This is a genomic window from Flavobacterium sp. P3_A6 (assembly GCF_056403035.1).
The window spans coordinates 215,837-237,673 of the sequence record NZ_JBFUGG010000001.1 but is presented as its reverse complement, the minus strand read 5'-3'; the positions used below and the strand labels follow the sequence as shown (position 1 = coordinate 237,673).

The following is a 21,837-nucleotide window of genomic DNA, read 5'->3' as shown; positions in this document are numbered from 1 at the left end:
TTTCAATTATTTAAAATGAGATTACACAGAAATTTAGTTTACACCACTATCGATGCCCTTAATGCTATTTTTAACGAAGGGGAATATGCCGATAAAGTAGTAGCAAGATCCTTAAAAAAAGACAAGCGCTGGGGAAGTTCCGACAGAAAATTTGTTGCTGAAACCATCTACGAAATAGTACGCTGGAAAAGATTATATGCAGAAATTGCTGAGGTAAAAGAGCCTTATGACAGAGATAATCTTTGGAGAATGTTTTCTGTTTGGGCAGTATTAAGAGGTTATCCAATTCCAGATTGGAGACAATTAGAAGGAACCCCGGAAAGAAAGATAAAAGGACGTTTTGACGAACTGTCCAAAGTAAGAGCCCTTAAAGAATCTATTCCAGACTGGATGGATGAATTAGGCGTAAAAGAATTAGGCGAAAAAGTTTGGGCAACAGAAATTGCCGCTCAAAACCAGCCAGCTAAAGTAATTTTGAGAGTAAACACCCTTAAAACTACTAAAGAAAAATTAAGAGCCATTCTGATGGATCTTAATATCGAAACCCAATTCTTAAAAGATCAGCCTGATGCATTAGTCCTAAAAGAAAGAGCTAATGTTTTCTTGACAGACGCTTTCAAACAGGGATTTTTTGAAGTTCAAGATGCCAATTCGCAATTAGTAGCACATTTCCTAGACGTAAAACCAGGCATGCGAGTAGTAGATACTTGTGCAGGCGCAGGAGGAAAAACATTGCATATCGCTTCTCTGATGGAAAACAAAGGCCAATTAATTGCAATGGATTTATACGAAAGCAAATTAAAACAGCTAAAGCTTAGAGCCAAAAGAGACGGTGCTTTCAATATTGAATACCGTATCATTGATTCTACTAAAGTAATCAAGAAACTTCACGAAAGAGCTGATAGAGTATTAATTGATGCTCCCTGCAGCGGATTAGGCGTTCTTAAAAGAAATCCTGACTCTAAATGGAAATTAAAACCCGAATTCATCGATAACATCCGAAAAGTACAATCGGAAGTTCTTGAAAGTTATTCAAAAATTGTAAAACCAGGCGGAAAATTAGTATACGCCACCTGCTCTATTCTGCCTTCTGAAAATCAAGAACAGGTTCAAAAATTCCTAGCAACTGACATTGGAAAACAATTCAATTTCATAAAAGACCAAAAAATATTGGCTTCAGAATCTGGTTTTGACGGTTTTTATATGGCTTTATTGGAACGCAAAGAAAATTAGAACAAGATTGCAGATTGCATAAAAAAGTCCTCGAAAATTCGAGGACTTTTTTATGCAGTTTTATCTTTTTTCTATTCTCTTTAATTAATCATTCATCGAAATTAAAAACTCATCGTTAGTTCTCGTTTGCTTGAAACGGTCATTTATTAAAGTCATAGCTTCAACAGGATTCATATCTGAAAGCATTTTTCGCATAATCCACATTCTCTGCAATGTTTTTGGATCTAATAACAAATCATCACGTCTTGTACTTGAAGATGTTAAATCAATAGCTGGAAATATACGTTTATTAGCAATTTTTCTATCCAATTGCAGCTCCATATTACCTGTTCCTTTGAATTCTTCAAAAATAACCTCATCCATTTTAGAACCAGTTTCCGTCAAAGCTGTTGCAATAATACTCAACGATCCGCCATTTTCAACATTACGTGCTGCACCAAAAAAACGTTTTGGCTTTTGCAGAGCATTGGCATCAACACCACCACTCAACACTTTACCAGAAGCTGGCTGTACTGTATTATAAGCTCTTGCCAAACGGGTAATAGAATCCAATAGTATAACAACATCATGCCCGCATTCTACCAAACGTTTTGCTTTTTCAAGAACAATATTAGCGATTTTCACGTGTTCTTGCGGTTCTCTGTCAAAAGTGGAAGCAATGACTTCTCCACGAACACTTCTTTGCATGTCAGTAACCTCCTCTGGACGTTCATCAATTAACAAAACGATTAAATAAATCTCAGGGTGATTTGCAGCAATTGCATTGGCAATTTCTTTTAACAGCATTGTTTTACCTGTTTTAGGCTGTGCTACAATCATGCCGCGCTGTCCTTTTCCTATTGGAGAAAACAAATCAATAATTCTGGTTGAAATAGTGCTTTGTTTTTCGGCCAATTTAAATTTTTCGGAAGGAAAAACCGGAGTCAAATGTTCAAAAGATACTCTGTCACGAACCACTTGCGGGTCATGACCATTAATTTTTAAAACACGAACAAGAGGAAAAAATTTCTCGCCTTCCTTTGGAGGGCGGACTACGCCTTTTACGGTATCTCCAGTTTTCAAACCAAACAAGCGAACTTGCGAAGTTGATAAATAAATATCGTCTGGTGAAGCTAAATAATTATAATCCGAAGAACGTAAAAAACCATAACCGTCTGGCATCATTTCCAGAACGCCTTCACTTTCTATAATTCCGTCAAATTCAAAATCAGCATCTTTGAAATTGCTTTTTTTGTTTTTAAAATTAGGATTTTGGTTAGGGTTTGGGTTCTGGCTAGGGTTTTGATTTCCGTTTTGATTGGAATTCTGATTTTGATTTCCATTTGGATTGGAATTGCCGTTCTGATTTGGGTTTATCTTATTATTTGGATTTTGCCCTTTTTTATTTATTTGATTCGGATTTACTTTTTTTTCCGAAACAGTATTTTCTGTTTTTTCAGCTACAGCCTCTGGATTAGAATCTGATACTGTTTCTTCTACTGTAACCGTTTCTTTTAAAGCTTCTTTTTCTCTTTGCAAAGCCATCTTCTTCTCATATGCCGACTTACTGAACTTTACAACTTTAACTTCTTTTTCATTATTATCCGAAACTGCCGTATCTGCACTAGCAATAGCTGCCTCTTTTGCAATAACTTTCCCTTTTTTCTCTGGTGCAGCAACTATTTCAGGATTTTCCTTTTCTTCTTCACTTTCAAATAAAACTGGAGCATCATTTTTTTCTGCTGCCACTTTCTTTTCAGCAACAATACGGACTCTTTTTGGCTTCTGTTCATCTGCTGTTTTCTCTTGGGAAGATTCGGCAACAGCCTGATGTTCTAAGATAAGACTAATTAAAGTATCTTTTTTTACACCGTTGAATTTTATGGTTTTAGCCGTTTTAGCTATTTCTTGAAGCTCAGCAAGCTTCAATTCTTTTAATACAGAAATATCAAACATGAATGTTCTATTTGTTTAATTAATTTGGAAAATAATGCAAAAGATTTTTTAGGGTAGTATCTTGTTTTAATAAACCGCAGTATGAAGTGCTTACGGTAATGTTATGCAATAATACAAATAAATTTTATCATACAATAGTATTTATTAAAAAGAAAATATATTTTTGTATAACAATACAAGGACATGATACAACGAATTCAAACCGTATACTTAATAATCACCTTTTTGCTGATTGGTGTTTTGCCATTCATTTTTCCGCTTTGGAAATTGAACGATGGCAAAGATTATTTTTTTATGCAAAATCAAATTTACGCCATATTACTTGGCTTAAGCACAGCAATAACTATTTACAGCATTATATCATTTAAAAAAAGACAAACTCAATTTGTTGCCAACAGATTGAATATCGTATTAAATTTGATTTTATTAGGATTGTTTGTTTATCATTCGCTAAATTTATCTGGAGAAGCAGTTTCTGTTTCTGAGAAAGGTATTGGGATGTTTCTGCCTGTCTTGGCTATCGTTTTTTTAGTTTTAGCTAATAAAGCCATCAAGAAGGATGAAGATCTTGTAAAATCTGTGGATCGGTTGAGATAAACCTATAAAATTTAATTTATTAATGTGCGAAGAAATCCCGAATGTAACAGTTCGGGTTTTTTTATAAAAAAAACTGATTAAATTATAGCAATAAAGCATGATTGAAAATGTTTTTTTTTTATAAATTTGAATACATCTATAATACCTATGGCAAAGAATATTAGAATTCATCTTGCAGATGATCATCAAATAATTATTCACGGAATTCAGACCCTACTCAATACAGTCGCAAATTTTGAGGTTGTTGGATTTTCACTGAACGGAACTACGGTTTTTGAAGATGTTACCAACAATCATGCGGATGTTCTTGTCCTTGACATCAGCATGCCTGAAAAAGACGGAATTGAAGTCGTTAAAGAATTTAAACTAAAAGGATTTCCGTGCAAAGTGATAATTCTTTCCAGCTATGATGATTTAAAATTAATAAAAGAAATCATGGATATGGGAGTGACTGGCTACCTTACTAAACAATGTGCCGGTGACAGTATTATTGAAGCTGTACAGGCTGTTGCCAACGGTGAAGAATATTTTTGTGAAACTATCAGAGAAAAAATATTTAGCCATGCTACCAAAAACAATCCAAAACTCAGTACTTACAAGCCAAATGTAAATCCATTATTAACTGAACGAGAAATTGAAATAGTCATTTTGATTGCTCTTGAATATAGCGGTAAAGAAATAAGCGAACAGCTTTTTATCAGTACAAACACTGTAGAAACCCACCGCAAGAATATCATGAAAAAACTAAAAGCCAAAAACACTATTGGTATAGTAAAATATGCAATGAACAATCATTTGGTTATATCTTAATCCAGCCATTTAAGACTTTTATTTATCGATACTGTAAAATATGTTTCAAGTTAGGTTCCGGCTAATAATTCCATTTTTATTTCTAATCAATTTTAGTCTAACCTCACTTGCTCAAAACAAAATACTTTCCAATACAGAAATAACCTCTTTATTAAAAGACGCCAAACTCAATAGAATAAATGGCAATTACGAAGAATCATTATTAAAGTCAAGAGTAGCACTAGAACAATCAATCAAAATAAAAAACAATGATTTAATTGCCAACTCTTATCTGATAATAGCCTCCAACTTTGATGAACTGACAGAACCCTTCAAAGCTTTGCATTATTATAATTTAGGGCTACACTATGTTAACAAAACCAATAATTACACCCTAAAGAATCAGTTTTACAACAATCTAGGAAACATTTATTGTTTTGATAAAAAACAATATGATAAAGGGATTTATTACTATCAAAAATCACTGCAGCAAAGCCAGAAAATTTTAGGTAAAAAACAAATTTTCTTTACAAAACTAAATATTACCTGGGCCTATTTTGATATTGGAAAATTTAAGGAAGGGCTTCCCTATTTAAAATACATTAATAAATACCAATCTATTTTTGGCAGCGAATCCACCATCGTTGCTTTAAATATGCTCAATGGCATGTATTACAATTTTATAAACGAAAATGAAAAAGCAAATTCATATTTCCAAAAAGCAATAGAATTAGGCACAAAAGGAAATGAAAAATCAGATCTGTCTTTCTCACATTTAGAATATTCTAAATTTTTAAATAAGATTCATCAGCCTCAAAAAGCTTATGAAAACCTTTGTTTATTTAATAAAATCACTGAAGAGCTACATATCGAAGAAAAATTAAATAAAGCCAATATTGTAGGCATTAATCTCGAAATCGACCACTATAAAAGAGAAATTGACAAGATTGAAGCCTCTTACAAAAACAAACAGGATATATTAATTGAAGAGCAGTCCAAAAATAAAAAAATCGTAATTATTGTTCTTTTTATTTTAATCTGCACCATTATATCGTTCTATTATTTTTTTCAAAACACCCATTTAAAACAAAAAAACAAGCTTATAGATATTCAGAGCAAAATCCAGGAAAGGATCATCAATGCTTCAATTGACGGTCAGGAATTGGAACGAAAAAAGATTTCGACATTTTTACACGACAATATCAGTGCGTTACTTTCGTCAGCAGGTCTGCATCTGAATGTTTTTACTTCACAGCAAAAATCACAAGCCGAAGAAATTAACAAAACCAAAGGAATTCTTGAAGAAGCCCACAAACAAATCCGAAACTTATCCCACGAATTAATGCCTGCTCTATTAGTACGGTTTGGGCTTTTATATGCATTGGAAGATTTATGTGAAAAAACATCCAATTCAAGAATTAAGATAGTCTTTAATTCATTGATTAAAATTAAAAAAAGATATAATGAGGATTTCGAAATGAAATTATATTTTATCATCGCCGAATTAATCAACAATATCATAAAACACAGTAATGCCACTTACGCCTCGATTAATGCGGAAGAAGCAATCTCTTCCTTAATCATTCATATCACAGATGACGGAACCGGCTTTAAAACCAATCAGTTTGAAACTCACGAAGGATTTGGAATTAACCAAATCCGGGCACGGATAAACAACATGAAAGGTGAATTTATAATTAATTCGGCACCCAATAAAGGAACCGCAATTTATCTAAAAGTTCCACTTATCAGTTAAGAAAATCATACTTTCTTGCCTATTTCTACAATTTCTAGATCTCTAATAGCATCACCGTCAATCACAAAACGAAGCATCGTTCTCACCTGATGAAATCCGCTCTTTCCTGCAGCTCCGGGATTCATGTGCAACAGATTATTCTTCTTGTCAAAAATCACTTTTAAAATATGCGAATGCCCGCAGATGAACAATTTTGGGGGATTAGATGCCATTTCGGCCTTCAGCGCCGGATTATATTTACCCGGATAGCCGCCAATATGAGTTATCCAAACATCGACCCCTTCGCAAAAAAAACGGTTGTGCAGCGGAAATTCCAAACGCGCCTGAGCATCATCAATATTACCGTAAACACAGCGCAAAGGCTTCAGCTTTTTTATAGTATCTGTAACGGTCAAATCCCCAATATCACCCGCATGCCAAACCTCATCGGCCTGAGCTACATATTTTAAAATAACATCGTCAATATGGCTGTGCGTATCAGAAAGGAGGAGAATTTTTTTCAAATCAGTTGTTTTTTTAGGAGCTAATTCCTGCTGTCCGCTTATATCTTTTTATTTTTTAAAGAAAAAATAAAAAGGCAGGCCTAAGGCATCTCGACAAAAATAGGCATTCTAGTTTTAAATAAAAAACAGCCAAACAAGATACATTCTTTGTAAATTTGCAACAAAAAAAGTTTTCTGCCACAACGCCCGACACTCAAACGCTATCAAGCATTGACATAAATACTGAGAACTAAACACTGAAAACGGAACACTTACTTTGAGGTATTTTATAAAACTAGCTTACAACGGAACCAATTACCACGGTTGGCAATACCAGCCGAACGCTTCTTCTGTACAAGAAACGATGAACAAAGCATTTTCGGTTATTCTCAACTCGGAGATCAATCTTACGGGAGCAGGAAGAACCGATACCAGAGTTCATGCCAAAGAAATGTATGCTCATTTTGATTTGGAAACCCCATTTGACATCCCCAGTTTAATACACAAACTCAATGCTTTTTTACCAAAAGACATTGTCGTATATGAAATTTTTCCTGTTGCTGACGAAGCGCATACCCGTTTTGATGCCACCAAAAGAACTTACGAATACCATATAAATACTTTCAAAGATGTATTCCTGCAGGAACAAAGCTGGTACTTTCATCAAAAACTGGATTTGGTTTTAATGAACGAAGCATCAAAATTATTATTTAACTATACAGATTTTCAATGTTTTTCTAAAGTTAATACCGATGTAAACACCTTTGATTGTACTATATTTGAAGCCAATTGGAAACAGAAAAACGGAAAATTAATTTTCACCATTTCGGCCAATCGTTTTTTAAGGAATATGGTTCGTTCTATAGTAGGGACTTTAATTAATATTGGCTTGCAAAAAATCACTTTGAATGATTTTGAATCGATTATAGAAAGTAAAAGCAGGGACAAAGCTGGTTTTTCGGTTCCGGCGCATGGATTATATTTAACAAAAATAGAATACGATTACATTACGAAATAGCCCTGATAGCAGTGGAAATCCTTATGAGCCGGGGTTCGGTTCATAAGATTGCAACGAATAGCAGGAAATAGCTCCAAAATAAATGAAAGCAAAAGCATTTGATACCCGATTATTCAAGAGAATATTAAAATATACCAAACCCTATCAATGGCGTTTTAACGGTGTGATTATTTTCGCCGTTTCATTATCGGTTTTTGCGGCGCTTCGACCGTATTTGCTGAAACAAACGGTTGACAGTTATATTCAGCCAAAAGATCAAACCGGTTTATTGATTTATATCTCCTTAATGGGAATTGTTCTTTTGTTTGAGGTTTTGGCACAATTTTTCTTTGTATACTGGGCCAACTGGCTGGGGCAGGATATCGTGAAAGACATTCGCGTAAAACTGTTCAAACACATTTTGAGTTTTAGAATGAAATATTTTGACTTAGTACCTGTGGGTCAGCTCGTAACCCGTTCTGTATCTGACATCGAGGCAATTGCCCGTATTTTTAGCCAAGGCTTATTCATGATTATAAGTGATATGATGAAAATGCTTGTTGTTCTTATTTTTATGTTTTACATGAACTGGAAACTGACATGGATTGTAATTGTTGCAATGCCAATATTGGTTTTTATCACCCGTATTTTTCAAAAAAAAATGCAGGTTGCTTTTGAAGAAGTGCGAACCCAGATTGCCAACATGAACTCGTTCGTGCAGGAAAGAGTTACGGGTATGAAAATTGTTCAGCTCTTCCATCGTGAAGATATTGAAGCCGAAAAATTTAGGATTATCAATGACAAACACAACAGAGCTTGGATAAAAACGATTTTGTATAACTCTATTTTCTTTCCCATTGCCGATATTATTTCGTCCTTAACACTTGGTTTTATAGTTTTATATGGAGGGTTTCATATTTTAGAAGGAGATACTTCGACTACTTTTGGGGATTTATTTTCATACACTATGTTTATCGGAATGCTGTTTAATCCTTTGCGTCAAATCGCAGATAAATTCAACGAAATGCAATTGGGAATGATAGCAGCCAACCGTGTTTTTGACATATTGGACACCCAAGATCAAATACAGGACACTGGAACTATCGAAGCGCCTTTATTTGACGGAGACATTCGTTTTGAAGAAGTCCGATTTGGTTATATTCCAAACGAAGAAGTGATAAAAGGAATCAACCTAGAGGTAAAAGCAAGCCAGACTATCGCCATCGTGGGTTCTACAGGAGCAGGAAAATCGACTATTATCAATTTGCTGAACCGTTTTTATGAAATCAACAGCGGTTCAATATTTATAGACAATCACAATATTGAAAACTACAGTTTAAGTTCATTACGTAAACAAATTGCAGTAGTTTTGCAGGATGTTTTTCTTTTTGCCGACACCATTTACAACAACATAACGCTCAATAATCCTGAAATCACTCGGGAGAAGGTTTTGGATGCGGCTAAAAAAATTGGGGTTCATGATTTCATTATGAGCCTGCCGGACAACTATGATTTTGACGTAAAAGAACGTGGCGTTATGCTATCTTCAGGTCAACGTCAACTGATTGCGTTTTTGAGAGCCTATGTAAGCAATCCGAGTATTCTTATTTTGGACGAGGCAACATCATCAATCGACACTTATTCGGAGGAATTAATACAGCGCGCTACTGAAACAATTACCAAAGGCCGAACATCGATTGTTATTGCGCACCGTTTGGCAACTATTGTCAATGCTGATAAAATTGTGGTTATGGACAAAGGGCTTATTGTAGAACAGGGAACGCATCAGGAATTAATAAACCAAGAGAAAGGGTATTACAAAAACTTGTATGATTCACAGTTTAGCACATCAAATTTCGGCAGCACTTTATAAGTTGAGTTCGTTGCAATTGCAAATAATTGCAAAAATGCAAAATAGCTCCCCATAGCCCTGGTAGAAGTGGAAATTCTTATAAGCCATCTCGTCCCAAAAGACGAGAGGCTTATAAGATTGAAACGGATAACAGGCTTCATACTTCCTGAAAATGCCTCATGTTACTGCTCCTAAAAGTAATAATTAGACTCAGGTTTATAACAAAATAGCGTAAAACTTTGTACCTACTTAATTTTACAATAATCAAATAAATCATTAAATTCGCACTCTCAATTAATTATTACAGCAATCATTAAAATGAGATGTGGTTTTTCATGTTCCATTTTTACTAATTAATAACAAATACAAAAAAAATGAAATGAATTTTTACAAATTCATTTTTACAATAATTTAAATAAAAAATAAAAAATGAAATACGATATTATAGTTTTAGGAAGTGGACCTGGAGGATATGTAACAGCAATTAGAGCCTCTCAATTAGGATTTAAAGTTGCTGTAGTAGAAAAAGAAAACCTTGGTGGTATATGTTTAAATTGGGGCTGTATTCCAACTAAAGCGTTACTAAAATCGGCACAGGTTTTTGATTATTTAAAACATGCTTCAGATTACGGACTGACTGTAAATGAATTTGATAAAGATTTTTCGGCTGTTGTACAACGCAGCCGCAGTGTTGCTGAAGGAATGAGCAAAGGAGTTCAGTTCTTGATGAAAAAAAACAAAATTGACGTAATTGACGGTTTTGGAAAGCTAAAAGCTGGTAAAAAATTAGACGTTACCGATAAAGACGGAAAAGTTACGGAATACAGCGCAGACCACATTATTATTGCTACCGGAGCTCGTTCACGTGAGTTGCCAAACTTACCGCAAGATGGCGTAAAAGTAATTGGATACCGCCAGGCAATGACGTTGCCAACACAGCCAAAATCTATGATTGTTGTAGGTTCTGGAGCGATTGGGGTGGAATTTGCACATTTCTACAACTCAATGGGAACTGATGTAACTATTGTTGAATTTATGCCAAATGTAGTTCCTGTAGAAGACGAAGATATCTCAAAACAATTTGAGCGCTCTTTGAAAAAAGCGGGTATCAAAATTATGACTAACTCATCTGTAGAGCGCATTGACACTACTGGTGAAGGAGTAAAAGCATTTGTTAAAACTGCAAAAGGTGAAGAAGTTCTTGAAGCTGACATTTTATTGTCTGCTGTTGGAATTAAAACTAACATAGAAAACATCGGACTGGAAGAAGTTGGAATCGCTGTTGACAGAGATAAAATCTTAGTTAACGCTTACAACCAAACCAACATCCCTGGATATTACGCGATTGGTGACGTAACACCAGGACAAGCATTGGCTCACGTGGCTTCTGCTGAAGGAATTAACTGTGTTGAAAAAATTGCAGGATTGCATGTTGAACCAATCGATTATGGAAACGTTCCTGGATGTACATACGCAACTCCAGAAATTGCATCTGTAGGTTTGACTGAAAAACAAGCTAAAGAAAAAGGATACGAATTGAAAATTGGCAAATTCCCATTCTCTGCTTCAGGAAAAGCTAAAGCTGCCGGAACTCCAGATGGTTTCGTAAAAGTAATTTTTGATGCCAAATACGGCGAATGGTTAGGATGCCACATGATTGGAGCTGGTGTAACGGATATGATTGCTGAAGCTGTTGTTGCCCGTAAACTGGAAACTACCGGTCACGAAATCCTAAAATCCATCCATCCTCACCCGACAATGAGCGAAGCAGTAATGGAAGCTGTTGCTGATGCGTATGGAGAAGTGATTCACTTGTAAAACAATGCATTGCAATGCATCTTAACAGTCTGTATAACCCCGATTTGAATGTTCAAATTGGGGTTTTTATTTCAAATATATCTCTATAATTTTCATAGAATTAATAAATATATAATTTTGAAAATCACATTTTCTATCTTATATTTACTCAAATAAATTTTACAACTATCATGATACACAATAACATATTAGAGACTATTGGCAATACGCCGCACGTAAAAATCAATAAATTATTTGGCTCCGATACAAATGTTTGGGTTAAACTTGAAAAAACAAATCCAGGCGCCAGCATCAAAGACAGAATCGCTTTGTCGATGATAGAAGATGCGGAGCAAAAAGGAATATTACAAAAAGGAAGTACCATAATCGAGGCTACATCAGGAAACACCGGTATTGGACTAGCAATGGTTGCTGCTGTAAAAGGATATAGATTAATCTTAGTAATGCCCGATTCCATGTCTGTTGAAAGACGCCGACTAATGAGTATCTATGGCGCCGAATTTGTTCTTACTCCCCGCGAAAAAGGAATGAAAGGTTCCCTGGAAAAAGCGCAGGAATTAATAGCCGAAATTCCAAACTCTTGGTCACCGCTACAGTTTGAAAACCAATCTAATATTGACATTCACAAAACCACCACTGCGCAAGAAATCATCAAAGCTTTCCCAAATGGATTGGATTACCTAATTACTGGAGTTGGAACTGGAGGCCATATTACAGGTTGTGCTGAAGTGTTAAAACAACAATTTCCAAATCTAAAAGTTTTTGCTGTAGAACCTGAAGCTTCACCAGTTATTAGTGGAGGAGCGCCTTCGCCCCACCCTATTCAAGGTATCGGAGCTGGTTTTATACCAACCAATTTACATACTGAAATCCTTGATGGAACCATACAAGTAAGTAAAGACGAAGCTTATGAATATGCCCAAAGAGCTGCTAAAGAAGAAGGAATTCTTCTTGGAGTTTCATCAGGAGCTTCATTAGCCGCAGTAGCCAAAAAGCTCAAAGAAATTCCAGCTGGCTCCAAAGTGCTTACATTTTGCTATGATACCGGAGAACGTTATTTAAGCATCGAAGGCTTATTTGAATAAAAAATAAGTATCAAAACATAACCAACCGATTTGTGAAAGCAAGTCGGTTTTTTTTTTGGACTTCACTGTTTCATACACCCAGCAAACAGTTTTAGCAGCATAACAAACTAAATTACAATGCGTTTACTTGAAAAACAAGATGATTTTTGAAATCCTACTGTATATTTTTTGTAAATTAGTAGGCCTCAAAAAAAAAGAGGAAATTGCTTCTCAAAAAGCAATCCAATAAATTGCTGGGCAAAATGTTTTTAAACATAAAAATGTTTAAAAGACTGGTGACAAAAACGAACTGCGGGAACACCCCTAACCTCACTAGACTGTTCTTCTCAATGTCGATTGACAAAACATAAAACCATCGACTATTCAAAAGCAATAAGGATAGTCCAAGCAAATTCAAAAAAATTGAACTTAAATTTTAATGAGATGAAAACAATTAAAATATTTTTAATGAATATCCTCTTCATCGGATTATTCTTTATTCAAAGTACCAGTTTGTATGCTCAAGACCCAATGAAAGCAGCATCCAATGTATACAAAAAAGTATTACTTGACAATGACAAAGTGAGAATTATGGAAGTTGTATTTACTCCAGGTGCAACAGCCGCTTGGCACAGTCATCCTAACCATTCGGTCTATGCGCTAACCAGTGGCAAAATTCAGATTACCGACAAAGGAAAACCTGCGACAACTATAGATATAAAAATGGGTACTGCCATGTATATGCCTGCCGTAACGCACATGGCAAAAAATATTGGAACCACCACTTTAAAATTAATAGTAACGGAAATGAAGCCGGCAAAAAAATAAAAACAATTATTTCAATCCAAACAATTTATTATTCTCTTTTTAAGAAGCAATTTAAACATCGTAAAATCTGATTCATTTTCTCGAATCAGATTTTTTTTATGGTGTGTCCTTGTTGCCAAATATTTTCTGCCAATGAGATAAATTTGCAAAGCAACAAGGTCAGGCTATCCACTGTATTCCCAATTAACAAAAACTACGGCAAAAAGCCTTGTTTTTCTAAATCGGGAGATGCCGTTCCTATCCTTCACACAAAACAACATCCTATCCATGAATCAAGAGTCTCATAAATTATAAGCAAAATCATTTTTTATTTCTTCCATCACAAAAGAGCTTTGCACATTTGAAATCCCTTTGATTACCGATAATTTATCAATAACAAACTTTTGATATTCATTCATGTCATTGACCGCCACTTTCAATAAAAAATCATAATTCCCCGATACATGAAAACAGCCTGTAACTTCTGGCAGCACAAGAATATGCTGTTTAAAATTATCAATTAATTCTCTGGAATGGACAGCCAAAGTCACCTGACAATACACACTGATTGATTTGCCAATTTTATCCGCATCCAGCAAAGCCACATAATTTTTTATATATTTTTTTTGCTCCAGTTTTTTAATTCTCTCAAAAGTGGGAGAAACAGACAACCCCACTTTTTCAGCTATTTCTTTAGTATTTTGTTTCGCATCCTGCTGTAAAAGCATCAATATTTTTTTGTCTATGGAATCCATTTCAGAATAATTATATGGTTTTGAAAAAATCTAATATTAAAATCAATACTTAAAAACTGTTTTAACATCAAAATTAGGATTATATCCTGAATATCATTACAAATAAAGAATATTAAATCAACAAAAGTACATTTACAGTAAAATTGAACGTCATGGAAACCATTTCAAAATTATTATCCGAACAAGACAATCAGCGTTTATTCGAATTGGAACAATACCTAGAAAATGCCAGAGATATTTTTTTAGGTTATCCAGTATCCAAAGATTTTGACTATTCTGAAATCAACCATTTTTTGAAATATCCAATCAATAACTTAGGCGATCCTTTTGAGGACTGTACTTATAAAGTGCAGACTCATGAACTAGAAAGAGAAGTCGTTGGCTTTTTTGCCAAATTATTTCGTGCGAATCCAAAAGATTATTGGGGCTATGTAACCAATGGCGGTTCTGAAAGCAATTTGTACGGATTATATTTGGCTCGTGAATTATACCCAAAAGCAATGGTGTATTACTCCGAATCGACGCATTACAGTGTACGCAAAAATATTCATTTGCTCAACATTCCAAGCATTGTTATCCGTTCGCAGGAAAATGGAGAAATTGATTATGCCGATTTTGAAAATACTTTAAGAATGAACCGTCACAAACCTGCCATTGTGCTGACCACTTTTGGAACTACTATGAAAGAAGCCAAAGATGATGTTTCAAAAATCAGGGATATTCTAAGAGGATTGGCTATACAAGACAGTTATATTCACTGCGATGCAGCTTTGTCGGGAAGTTATGGCGCTTTTATGGAGCCTCGATTGCCATTTGATTTCAAAGATGGCGCCGACAGTATTTCTATCAGCGGACATAAATTTATTGGCTCCCCAATTCCTTCAGGAATTATTATTACGAAACGTTCCAATAGGGATAGAATCTCAAAAGGAATTTCATACATCGGTTCTTTGGACACAACGATTACAGGTTCCAGAAACGGTCATTGCCCTCTGTTTTTATGGTATGCCTTAAAAAAACTAGGCATTGAAGGTTTGAAAAAACGCTATTTACACAGCTTAGAAATAGCAGAATATTGTGAACAAAGACTAAAAAACATAGGCATTGCAGCTTGGAGAAATCCAAACTCTATAACAGTAGTTTTCCCCAAAACAGCTGAAGAAGTAAAATCAAAATGGCAATTGGCCACAGAAGGCAACATCTCACACATTATTTGCATGCCCAATGTAACGAAAGATCAGATTGACGCATTCATCAGCGATGTAGAAAACTGCATCGAAAATCCGGAAGAAATATCAGAATTTGGTTTCTAATTAAAAAAATCAAACTGCCACAGATTAAATCCTTGAAATCATTTTAATCTGTGGCATTCTTTTTTAAAAACTACAAAACCCAGCAATATAAAGCAAATAAGTTTTATTTTTGAAAAGACAAATCAAAAACAGTATTTTTTTTGCACTAATTATGAATGAAAAAAACAAAGTTCCCGATTGGGCTTATCTAAATAAATACAAAGACAAAAACAAGCAGATTTTAGCTCCAGCTTTAGGAGAAAAGCGGATTGTGTTTTTTGGTGATTCCATTATAGCGGGTTGGAAAACAATACACCCTGAATTTTTTATTGGTAAAACCTGCATCAATCGGGGAATTAACGGCCAAACGACTTCTCAAATGCTAATCCGTTTTAGGTCAGACGTAATTGAACTGAAACCTAAAATTGTGGTTATATTGGCTGGAACCAATGATATTGCAGGAAATACTGGCCCAACAACACCCGAAACTATTCTGGGAAATCTTATATCAATGTGCGAATTGGCAATAGCAAATAACATCGAAGTCATTTTATGTTCGATACTTCCTGCTTATGATTACCCATGGAGACGCGGAATACTACCCGCTGAAAAGATTGAAGCATTGAACGTAATGATTCATAAATATGCTGCAGCAAATGATATTCCGTATGCAGATTATCATTCGGTTATGAAAGATGAACGAAAAAGATTGAAATCAATTTATTCCGAAGATGGAGTTCATCCTAATAAAGAAGGATATCACGTTATGGAGCCAATCCTTGAAGCAATCCTTGAAAACCTACAATTTATGTGATATAATTTCAAAAAAAAAGTGATTCTGTTATATCTTTTTGAAGCAATAACTTTCAACAGCAATTAACCTAATTCTTTGGCCAAACCTTGTTATTTTTTCTGAAAAACGCCTTACTTTTATCCTTTCAAAAATAACATTCAATTTCATAATCATGACCAAAGATCTGATTGTCCAAAATATTAGCGCTTCAAAAAGTCATTTTTCTATAAATTATAGCATAAAAACCAAGACGGAAGCCTTTACCGAAAAACTGTTTTACACATTATTTGATTCGAATGCGCCACTCAACGAAAGTATCGATGAGCTCGAAAAACAATTTAAGGAAATAGCTTCTTTGGCCTGCAAAAAAGAACAAGATTCATGCGAAAGTGCTTGGGATAAATTTTTACACAAATTACCCTCTGTACTCAAAGACCTGAACAAAGATGCCTCTTACATCCTAGAAAACGACCCTGCATCCAATAATCTGGAAGAAATTTATCTTGCTTATCCAGGATTTTATGCCATCGCTATTTACCGATTGAGCCATGAATTGTATTTATTAGATTTGATGCTTTTTTCACGATTAATGAGCGAATACGCCCACCGCATTACAGGAACCGACATTCATGCCGGTGCAACAATCGCATCACCTTTCTTTATTGATCATGCTACCGGAATCGTAATTGGTGAAACCTCTGTTATCGAAAAAAATGTAAAAATATACCAAGGGGTAACTTTGGGAGCCTTGAGCGTAAGCAAAGACATGAAGAATACCAAAAGACATCCCACTGTGGAGAAAAACGTTTGCTTATATGCCAATGCAACCATCTTAGGAGGCACAACAGTTATTGGAAAAAACAGCATTGTAGGTGGAAACTCATGGATAACCAAATCGATTCCAGAAGATTCAATCGTAATGAACACCACCACAACCGAAGTCAAAGTAAAAGAAAAGAAATAAAATGAAGACCTATAAATTAGTAGAATTAATTGGGAACACTCCATTAATAGAAACGACCCGCTTAGTTACAAACAAAAATGTAAAACTTTTATTAAAACTTGAAGGAGACAATCCAGGAGGAAGCGTAAAAGACCGTGCCGCATACAACATGATTGCATCGGCCATTGAAAGAGGCGACATCAAAAAAGGCGATAAATTAATTGAAGCAACCAGCGGTAATACAGGAATTGCATTGGCTATGATTGCTCAGTTATTCAATATAGAAATCGAATTGGTACTACCCGAAGATTCCACTATCGAACGAACACAAACCATGCAGGCTTATGGAGCAACAGTTATCCAAACTCCAGCAAGTGAAGGAATAATCGGTTCAAGAGATTATGCTGATAAAAAAGTAGCCGAAGGCGGTTATGTGATGCTCAATCAGTTTGCCAATGATGACAACTGGAAAGCGCACTACAAAACCACAGGCCCCGAAATCTGGAATGATACTGACGGAACAATAACGCATTTTGTATCGGCTATGGGTACAACCGGAACTATTATTGGAACCTCAACTTATCTAAAAGAGAAAAACCCAAATATCCAAATCATTGGAGCGCAACCTAGTGATGGTTCGCAAATTCCAGGCATTAGAAAATGGCCTGAGGAATATCTTCCTAAAATTTTTGATGCCTCAAAAGTTGATGTAACTGTTGATATCAGCGAAGAAGAAGCACGAGAAATGACCAAAAGATTAGCCAAAGAAGAAGGCGTATTTGCAGGTATGAGCAGCGGAGGTTCTGTAGCTGTAGCAGTAAAAATAGCTAACAAACTCGAATCAGGTGTGATAGTAGCTATTATCTGTGACCGTGGTGACCGTTATTTGTCTTCGGACTTGTTTGATTAAAAAAAGTTTCTAAGTGATTTAGCTCTTTAATTTCAATGATTTAGAAATTGACATCATAAAAACTTAAAAAAAATCTTAGAAACTTAGTATCTCAGCCTCTCATAAACTTAAAAAATAAAAAAATGAACTATCGTAAACTCGGAAAAACCAATTTTAATATTTCAGAAATAGCACTTGGGACTTGGCAAGTGGGCGGAAAATGGGGTTCTCCCTTTAATGACAAAACCGCTGACGAATTAATCAATACTGCCATTGATAAGGGCGTGAATTTTATTGACACTGCCGATGTTTATGAAAACGGATTGAGCGAAACTGCCGTGGGAAGAGTGGTTCGCTCCCGCAGCGAACGCATTTATGTAGCTACAAAATGCGGCAGACATATCAATCCGCATGTAAATGAAGGCTATCAGCCTAAGGTTTTACAGCAATATGTAGAAGACAGCCTGAAAAGAATGGGATTGGAAACAATCGATCTTATTCAGTTGCATTGTCCTCCTAACCAAGTATTTTACCGTCCGGAAATTTTTGAAATGTTTGACCGATTGAAAGATCAAGGAAAAATTTTGAACTTGGGTGTAAGTGTTGAAAAAGTTGAAGAAGCATTAAAAGCTATTGAATATTCTAATGTAACTACAATCCAGATTATATTCAATCTTTTCCGTCAGCGTCCATCGGAATTATTCTTCCAAGAAGCTCAAAAAAAAGACATAGGAATTATTGCAAGAGTACCACTCGCCAGCGGATTATTGACCGGTTTATATGATTCCAAAACTACTTTTGGAGAACAGGACCATAGAAATTTCAATCGGGACGGAGCGGCTTTTGATAAAGGAGAAACATTCTCTGGAATTGATTATGAATTGGGTCTAAAAGCTGTTAAAGCTTTAAAAGCGCTTTTTCCAGAAGCTACAAATCTAGCTCCTATCGCCCTGCAATGGATACTGAGTTTTAACGAAATCAGCTGTATTATTCCGGGAGCATCAAAGGAAAGCCACGTTTTGTCTAACCTGTCATTGTATGATTTACCAAAACTTTCTCCAGAAAAAATCACAGCCATGAACGCCATTTATGAGCAATATATTAAACCGCAGGTGCATCAGCTTTGGTAAACCATAAAAAATAAGTTTTTCAGTTCATCCCCTTCACGAAAGACGAAGCAATAGCATCCAGAAATTATACCACAATTTTTTATGTATTAGTTTATGTTTATGCTTCGTCTTTTATAATGATTTTGTTTATGCCATGAATAACGCATAACAATTGAAAAAAGACACCTAAAATAAAATACTATGAACTCAAATCTCATATATTTATTTTGACAGACATAAAACCTGCAAGACTGATCATTTTAATTTACTAAAGATTCAAATGCATTATCACTGATTACTCTGTTCGAATCTTTTTTAGGAATAGGCTTAATCATTTAAGGCCTCAATCAAAAAAGATCCAAAATTAATACCAGTACAACAAACACAATTCTTTAAATAGGTTATCCCCATTCTGGATAAACCTATTTAATATATAATACTATGAAACAAACCTATTCGGAAAGTATTATAAAACTTCTGCACAAAATATTTTTTCTCAACATCGGTATTAAATTCTAATTCATAAGATAAAGAGTACCTAAACTCTAAATAGATCAAATAATTATCACTACATTTGATATATATGTTATATTTTCATTAATCAAGATTTTAAATTTCAGTTTATCAATACTGTCTGATTTATTTAAGTTTCAAATATCCACCGTAAAAATTATATTAACTATTTATTAAAACCAGAATTACATGAGAAACTATACAATAGCCTGTATAAGCATTTTACTAGCAACGGCATCCTGTCAGAAAAAAGAAGACCTTACCTCAGGTATCATCAAAAAAAACATGGATACATTAGTAAAGCCAGGGGATGATTTTAACAAATTTGTAAATGGCAATTGGGAAAAAAAAACTCAAATACCTGCAGACAAAGCTTTTTATGGAGCTGGTTACATATTGTATGATCAATCGCAAAAAGACGTAAAAACCATTATTGAAGAAGCTGCAAAAGGGAATAATGCCAATGGCAGCGACGAGCAGAAAATTGGTGATTATTACGCTTCATTCACCGACAGAAAAACAAGAGACAGCAGAGGCACCGCTCCTATTCAGCCTGAATTTGCAAAAATAGATGTAATTAAAAACTATAACGACTTAGCTGCTTATTTTGGTCGTGCTAATCGCTTAGGCCTAAATACTCCTTTATCTCTTTCTGTTTATACTGATTTTAAAGATCCAACCAAATATACTGTCATCACTTGGCAAGGAAGTTTAGGATTACCTGACAGAGATTATTACCTTTCTGCTGATCCTAAAATGAAAGAAATAAGAGCTAAATATATAGCACACGTTGAAGCCATGCTAAAATTAGCTGGTTTAGAAAATCCTACAGAAAAAGCTAAAACAATCATGGCACTCGAAACTACATTGGCCACAAGCCAAATGAAGAAAGAAGATACCCGGGACATGATAAAATTATACAACCCTTATCCCGTAACCAATTTAAAGACTTTAATGCCTGACTTTGATTGGTCTGCCATGCTAAAAGAATCTGGTTTTAACAAAGAAAAAAAATTAATTGTAACCCAAGTAGAATTTACAAAAAGCTTAAACAATATTATCAAAACGACACCAATAGACACTTGGAAAACTTTCCTAAAATGGGGTGTTATACATGGTGCAGCTAACAGTTTAACTACAGAAATTGACAATCAAAACTTTGAATTCTACAGTAAAACAATGTACGGAACCGAAAAACAAAAAGAAGACTGGGAGCGTGCAGTAAGCAGAGTAAACAGCGGTTTGGGCGAAATCGTGGGTAAAGTATATATTAAAAAACGTTTTTCTCCGGAAGCTAAAGAAAAAATGACTGTTTTGGTCAAAAACTTATTAAAAGCCTATGCAGAAAGCATCAAGAAGTTAGATTGGATGAGTGAAGCAACAAAAAAAGAAGCTCTTAAAAAAGTGGACAAATTCATGATTAAAATAGGATACCCAGACACATGGAAAGATTATTCTAAAGTGACCATCGACAAAAAAGATTTATACGGAAATACAGAAAGAGCAACAGCATTTGAATACCAGCGAAATCTAGACAAACTAGGAAAACCAGTAGACAGGACTGAATGGGAAATGAATCCACAAGAGGTGAATGCTTACTACAATCCTACACTAAACGAGATTGTATTTCCAGCAGCTATACTTCAGCCTCCTTTTTTTGACATGAATGCTGACGATGCGATAAACTATGGCGGTATTGGCGCAGTAATCGGACATGAAATCGGACATGGTTTCGATGATCAAGGAAGTACTTTTGACGGAGACGGCGTAATGAAAAACTGGTGGACACCTGCTGATTTAAAAGCATTCAAATCAAAAACAAACGCTTTGGTAGAACAATACAACACTTTCAAAGCATTTCCTGATTTAAATATAAACGGTACTTATACCCTTGGTGAAAACATTGGCGATCTTGGCGGATTAAGTATTGCAATCAAAGCCTACAAAATGTCTTTAAATGGAAAAGAAGCTCCTGTTTTAGATGGCTACACAGGAATTCAGCGTGTATTTCTTGGCTGGGGACAAGTATGGTCAGAAAAATACAGAGAAAAAGCATTGCGCCAGCAAATAGCAACTGACCCTCATTCGCCGGCAAAATTCAGAGTCAATGGTGTAGTCCGTAATGTACCCGAATTCTACGAAGCTTTCAATGTAAAACCAACTAATAAATTGTATCTCGCTCCAGAAAAAAGGGTAAAAATTTGGTAAACCAT

Annotated in this window: 18 protein-coding genes; 15 read left to right on the top strand and 3 right to left on the bottom strand. The window is 35.0% G+C overall.

The genetic code is table 11. The annotated features are described in order from the left end of the window. Nucleotides 1-15: 15 nt before the first annotated feature. On the top strand, nucleotides 16-1,233 hold the full coding sequence (locus AC1DVP_RS01060) for an RsmB/NOP family class I SAM-dependent RNA methyltransferase (protein WP_477181704.1): 1,218 nt from the start codon (nucleotides 16-18) through the stop codon (nucleotides 1,231-1,233). A gap of 84 nt (nucleotides 1,234-1,317) precedes the next feature. Here AC1DVP_RS01060 and rho read toward each other — a convergent pair whose 3' ends face one another. Continuing rightward, nucleotides 1,318-3,168, bottom strand: coding sequence for a transcription termination factor Rho (gene rho, locus AC1DVP_RS01055; RefSeq protein WP_477181703.1), 1,851 nt, complete (start codon nucleotides 3,166-3,168; stop codon nucleotides 1,318-1,320). 183 nt (nucleotides 3,169-3,351) lie between these two features. Between rho and AC1DVP_RS01050 the strand changes: the two genes are divergently transcribed. The 3 genes from AC1DVP_RS01050 to AC1DVP_RS01040 all read left to right on the top strand — a co-directional run bounded on the left by AC1DVP_RS01050 (nucleotide 3,352) and on the right by AC1DVP_RS01040 (nucleotide 6,310). Further along, nucleotides 3,352-3,765, top strand: a complete 414-nt coding sequence (locus AC1DVP_RS01050; protein ID WP_477181702.1) for a DUF4293 domain-containing protein — start codon at nucleotides 3,352-3,354, stop codon at nucleotides 3,763-3,765. A 147-nt stretch (nucleotides 3,766-3,912) separates the two neighbouring features. Further along, entirely contained in the window at nucleotides 3,913-4,575 is a 663-nt protein-coding gene (locus AC1DVP_RS01045) for a response regulator (protein ID WP_477181701.1), read from the top strand. 40 nt (nucleotides 4,576-4,615) lie between these two features. After that, complete coding sequence (locus AC1DVP_RS01040) at nucleotides 4,616-6,310, top strand: tetratricopeptide repeat-containing sensor histidine kinase (protein WP_477181700.1); 1,695 nt, start codon at nucleotides 4,616-4,618, stop codon at nucleotides 6,308-6,310. A gap of 5 nt (nucleotides 6,311-6,315) precedes the next feature. Here AC1DVP_RS01040 and AC1DVP_RS01035 read toward each other — a convergent pair whose 3' ends face one another. Continuing rightward, nucleotides 6,316-6,813, bottom strand: coding sequence for a metallophosphoesterase family protein (locus AC1DVP_RS01035; protein ID WP_477181699.1), 498 nt, complete (start codon nucleotides 6,811-6,813; stop codon nucleotides 6,316-6,318). Between the two features lie 256 nt (nucleotides 6,814-7,069). Between AC1DVP_RS01035 and truA the strand changes: the two genes are divergently transcribed. From truA to AC1DVP_RS01010, 5 genes are all read left to right on the top strand, one after another. Continuing rightward, complete coding sequence (gene truA / locus AC1DVP_RS01030) at nucleotides 7,070-7,810, top strand: tRNA pseudouridine(38-40) synthase TruA (protein ID WP_477181698.1); 741 nt, start codon at nucleotides 7,070-7,072, stop codon at nucleotides 7,808-7,810. 82 nt (nucleotides 7,811-7,892) lie between these two features. Then, nucleotides 7,893-9,662 carry an ABC transporter ATP-binding protein gene (locus AC1DVP_RS01025; RefSeq protein ID WP_477181697.1) on the top strand — a complete coding sequence of 590 codons (1,770 nt, stop codon included), beginning with the start codon at nucleotides 7,893-7,895 and terminating at the stop codon, nucleotides 9,660-9,662. 408 nt (nucleotides 9,663-10,070) lie between these two features. Continuing rightward, nucleotides 10,071-11,459, top strand: a complete 1,389-nt coding sequence (gene lpdA, locus AC1DVP_RS01020; protein WP_477181696.1) for a dihydrolipoyl dehydrogenase — start codon at nucleotides 10,071-10,073, stop codon at nucleotides 11,457-11,459. A gap of 170 nt (nucleotides 11,460-11,629) precedes the next feature. Next, a complete protein-coding gene (cysK, locus tag AC1DVP_RS01015; RefSeq protein WP_477181695.1) occupies nucleotides 11,630-12,544 on the top strand; it encodes a cysteine synthase A in 915 nt (304 codons plus the stop codon). Between the two features lie 423 nt (nucleotides 12,545-12,967). Continuing rightward, nucleotides 12,968-13,351: a cupin domain-containing protein gene (locus tag AC1DVP_RS01010; protein WP_477181694.1), complete on the top strand. Its 384-nt coding sequence runs from the start codon at nucleotides 12,968-12,970 to the stop codon at nucleotides 13,349-13,351. A gap of 281 nt (nucleotides 13,352-13,632) precedes the next feature. On the opposite strand, the gene AC1DVP_RS01005 is transcribed toward AC1DVP_RS01010, so the two are convergent. Further along, entirely contained in the window at nucleotides 13,633-14,085 is a 453-nt protein-coding gene (locus AC1DVP_RS01005; RefSeq protein WP_477181693.1) for an Lrp/AsnC family transcriptional regulator, read from the bottom strand. Between the two features lie 152 nt (nucleotides 14,086-14,237). On the opposite strand from AC1DVP_RS01005, the gene AC1DVP_RS01000 reads away from it, so the two are divergent. The 6 genes from AC1DVP_RS01000 to AC1DVP_RS00975 all read left to right on the top strand — a co-directional run bounded on the left by AC1DVP_RS01000 (nucleotide 14,238) and on the right by AC1DVP_RS00975 (nucleotide 21,832). Continuing rightward, on the top strand, nucleotides 14,238-15,398 hold the full coding sequence (locus AC1DVP_RS01000) for a histidine decarboxylase (protein ID WP_477181692.1): 1,161 nt from the start codon (nucleotides 14,238-14,240) through the stop codon (nucleotides 15,396-15,398). Nucleotides 15,399-15,549: 151 nt separating this feature from the next. Continuing rightward, nucleotides 15,550-16,191, top strand: a complete 642-nt coding sequence (locus AC1DVP_RS00995; RefSeq protein ID WP_477181691.1) for an SGNH/GDSL hydrolase family protein — start codon at nucleotides 15,550-15,552, stop codon at nucleotides 16,189-16,191. A gap of 151 nt (nucleotides 16,192-16,342) precedes the next feature. Continuing rightward, nucleotides 16,343-17,134 (top strand): serine O-acetyltransferase EpsC, encoded by a 792-nt coding sequence (gene epsC / locus AC1DVP_RS00990; RefSeq protein WP_477181690.1) that lies wholly within the window; start codon nucleotides 16,343-16,345, stop codon nucleotides 17,132-17,134. Between the two features lies 1 nt (nucleotide 17,135). Then, the gene (cysM, locus tag AC1DVP_RS00985; RefSeq protein WP_477181689.1) at nucleotides 17,136-18,023 is read left to right on the top strand and encodes a cysteine synthase CysM; all 888 of its coding nucleotides are present in this window, start codon (nucleotides 17,136-17,138) and stop codon (nucleotides 18,021-18,023) included. 122 nt (nucleotides 18,024-18,145) lie between these two features. Then, the gene (locus AC1DVP_RS00980) at nucleotides 18,146-19,132 is read left to right on the top strand and encodes an aldo/keto reductase (protein WP_477181688.1); all 987 of its coding nucleotides are present in this window, start codon (nucleotides 18,146-18,148) and stop codon (nucleotides 19,130-19,132) included. A gap of 681 nt (nucleotides 19,133-19,813) precedes the next feature. Further along, nucleotides 19,814-21,832: a M13 family metallopeptidase gene (locus AC1DVP_RS00975; protein ID WP_477181687.1), complete on the top strand. Its 2,019-nt coding sequence runs from the start codon at nucleotides 19,814-19,816 to the stop codon at nucleotides 21,830-21,832. Nucleotides 21,833-21,837: the final 5 nt, after the last annotated feature.

Coding starts and splice junctions, on each gene's coding strand:
- AC1DVP_RS01060 (WP_477181704.1), top strand. CDS start 16: ATGAGATTACACAGAAATTTAGTTTACACCACTATCGATGCCCTTAAT.
- cysK (WP_477181695.1), top strand. CDS start 11,630: ATGATACACAATAACATATTAGAGACTATTGGCAATACGCCGCACGTA.
- AC1DVP_RS01045 (WP_477181701.1), top strand. CDS start 3,913: ATGGCAAAGAATATTAGAATTCATCTTGCAGATGATCATCAAATAATT.
- AC1DVP_RS00995 (WP_477181691.1), top strand. CDS start 15,550: ATGAATGAAAAAAACAAAGTTCCCGATTGGGCTTATCTAAATAAATAC.
- AC1DVP_RS00980 (WP_477181688.1), top strand. CDS start 18,146: ATGAACTATCGTAAACTCGGAAAAACCAATTTTAATATTTCAGAAATA.
- AC1DVP_RS01000 (WP_477181692.1), top strand. CDS start 14,238: ATGGAAACCATTTCAAAATTATTATCCGAACAAGACAATCAGCGTTTA.
- epsC (WP_477181690.1), top strand. CDS start 16,343: ATGACCAAAGATCTGATTGTCCAAAATATTAGCGCTTCAAAAAGTCAT.
- cysM (WP_477181689.1), top strand. CDS start 17,136: ATGAAGACCTATAAATTAGTAGAATTAATTGGGAACACTCCATTAATA.
- AC1DVP_RS00975 (WP_477181687.1), top strand. CDS start 19,814: ATGAGAAACTATACAATAGCCTGTATAAGCATTTTACTAGCAACGGCA.
- lpdA (WP_477181696.1), top strand. CDS start 10,071: ATGAAATACGATATTATAGTTTTAGGAAGTGGACCTGGAGGATATGTA.
- AC1DVP_RS01040 (WP_477181700.1), top strand. CDS start 4,616: ATGTTTCAAGTTAGGTTCCGGCTAATAATTCCATTTTTATTTCTAATC.
- AC1DVP_RS01025 (WP_477181697.1), top strand. CDS start 7,893: ATGAAAGCAAAAGCATTTGATACCCGATTATTCAAGAGAATATTAAAA.
- AC1DVP_RS01050 (WP_477181702.1), top strand. CDS start 3,352: ATGATACAACGAATTCAAACCGTATACTTAATAATCACCTTTTTGCTG.
- rho (WP_477181703.1), bottom strand. CDS start 3,168: ATGTTTGATATTTCTGTATTAAAAGAATTGAAGCTTGCTGAGCTTCAA.
- AC1DVP_RS01005 (WP_477181693.1), bottom strand. CDS start 14,085: ATGGATTCCATAGACAAAAAAATATTGATGCTTTTACAGCAGGATGCG.
- AC1DVP_RS01010 (WP_477181694.1), top strand. CDS start 12,968: ATGAAAACAATTAAAATATTTTTAATGAATATCCTCTTCATCGGATTA.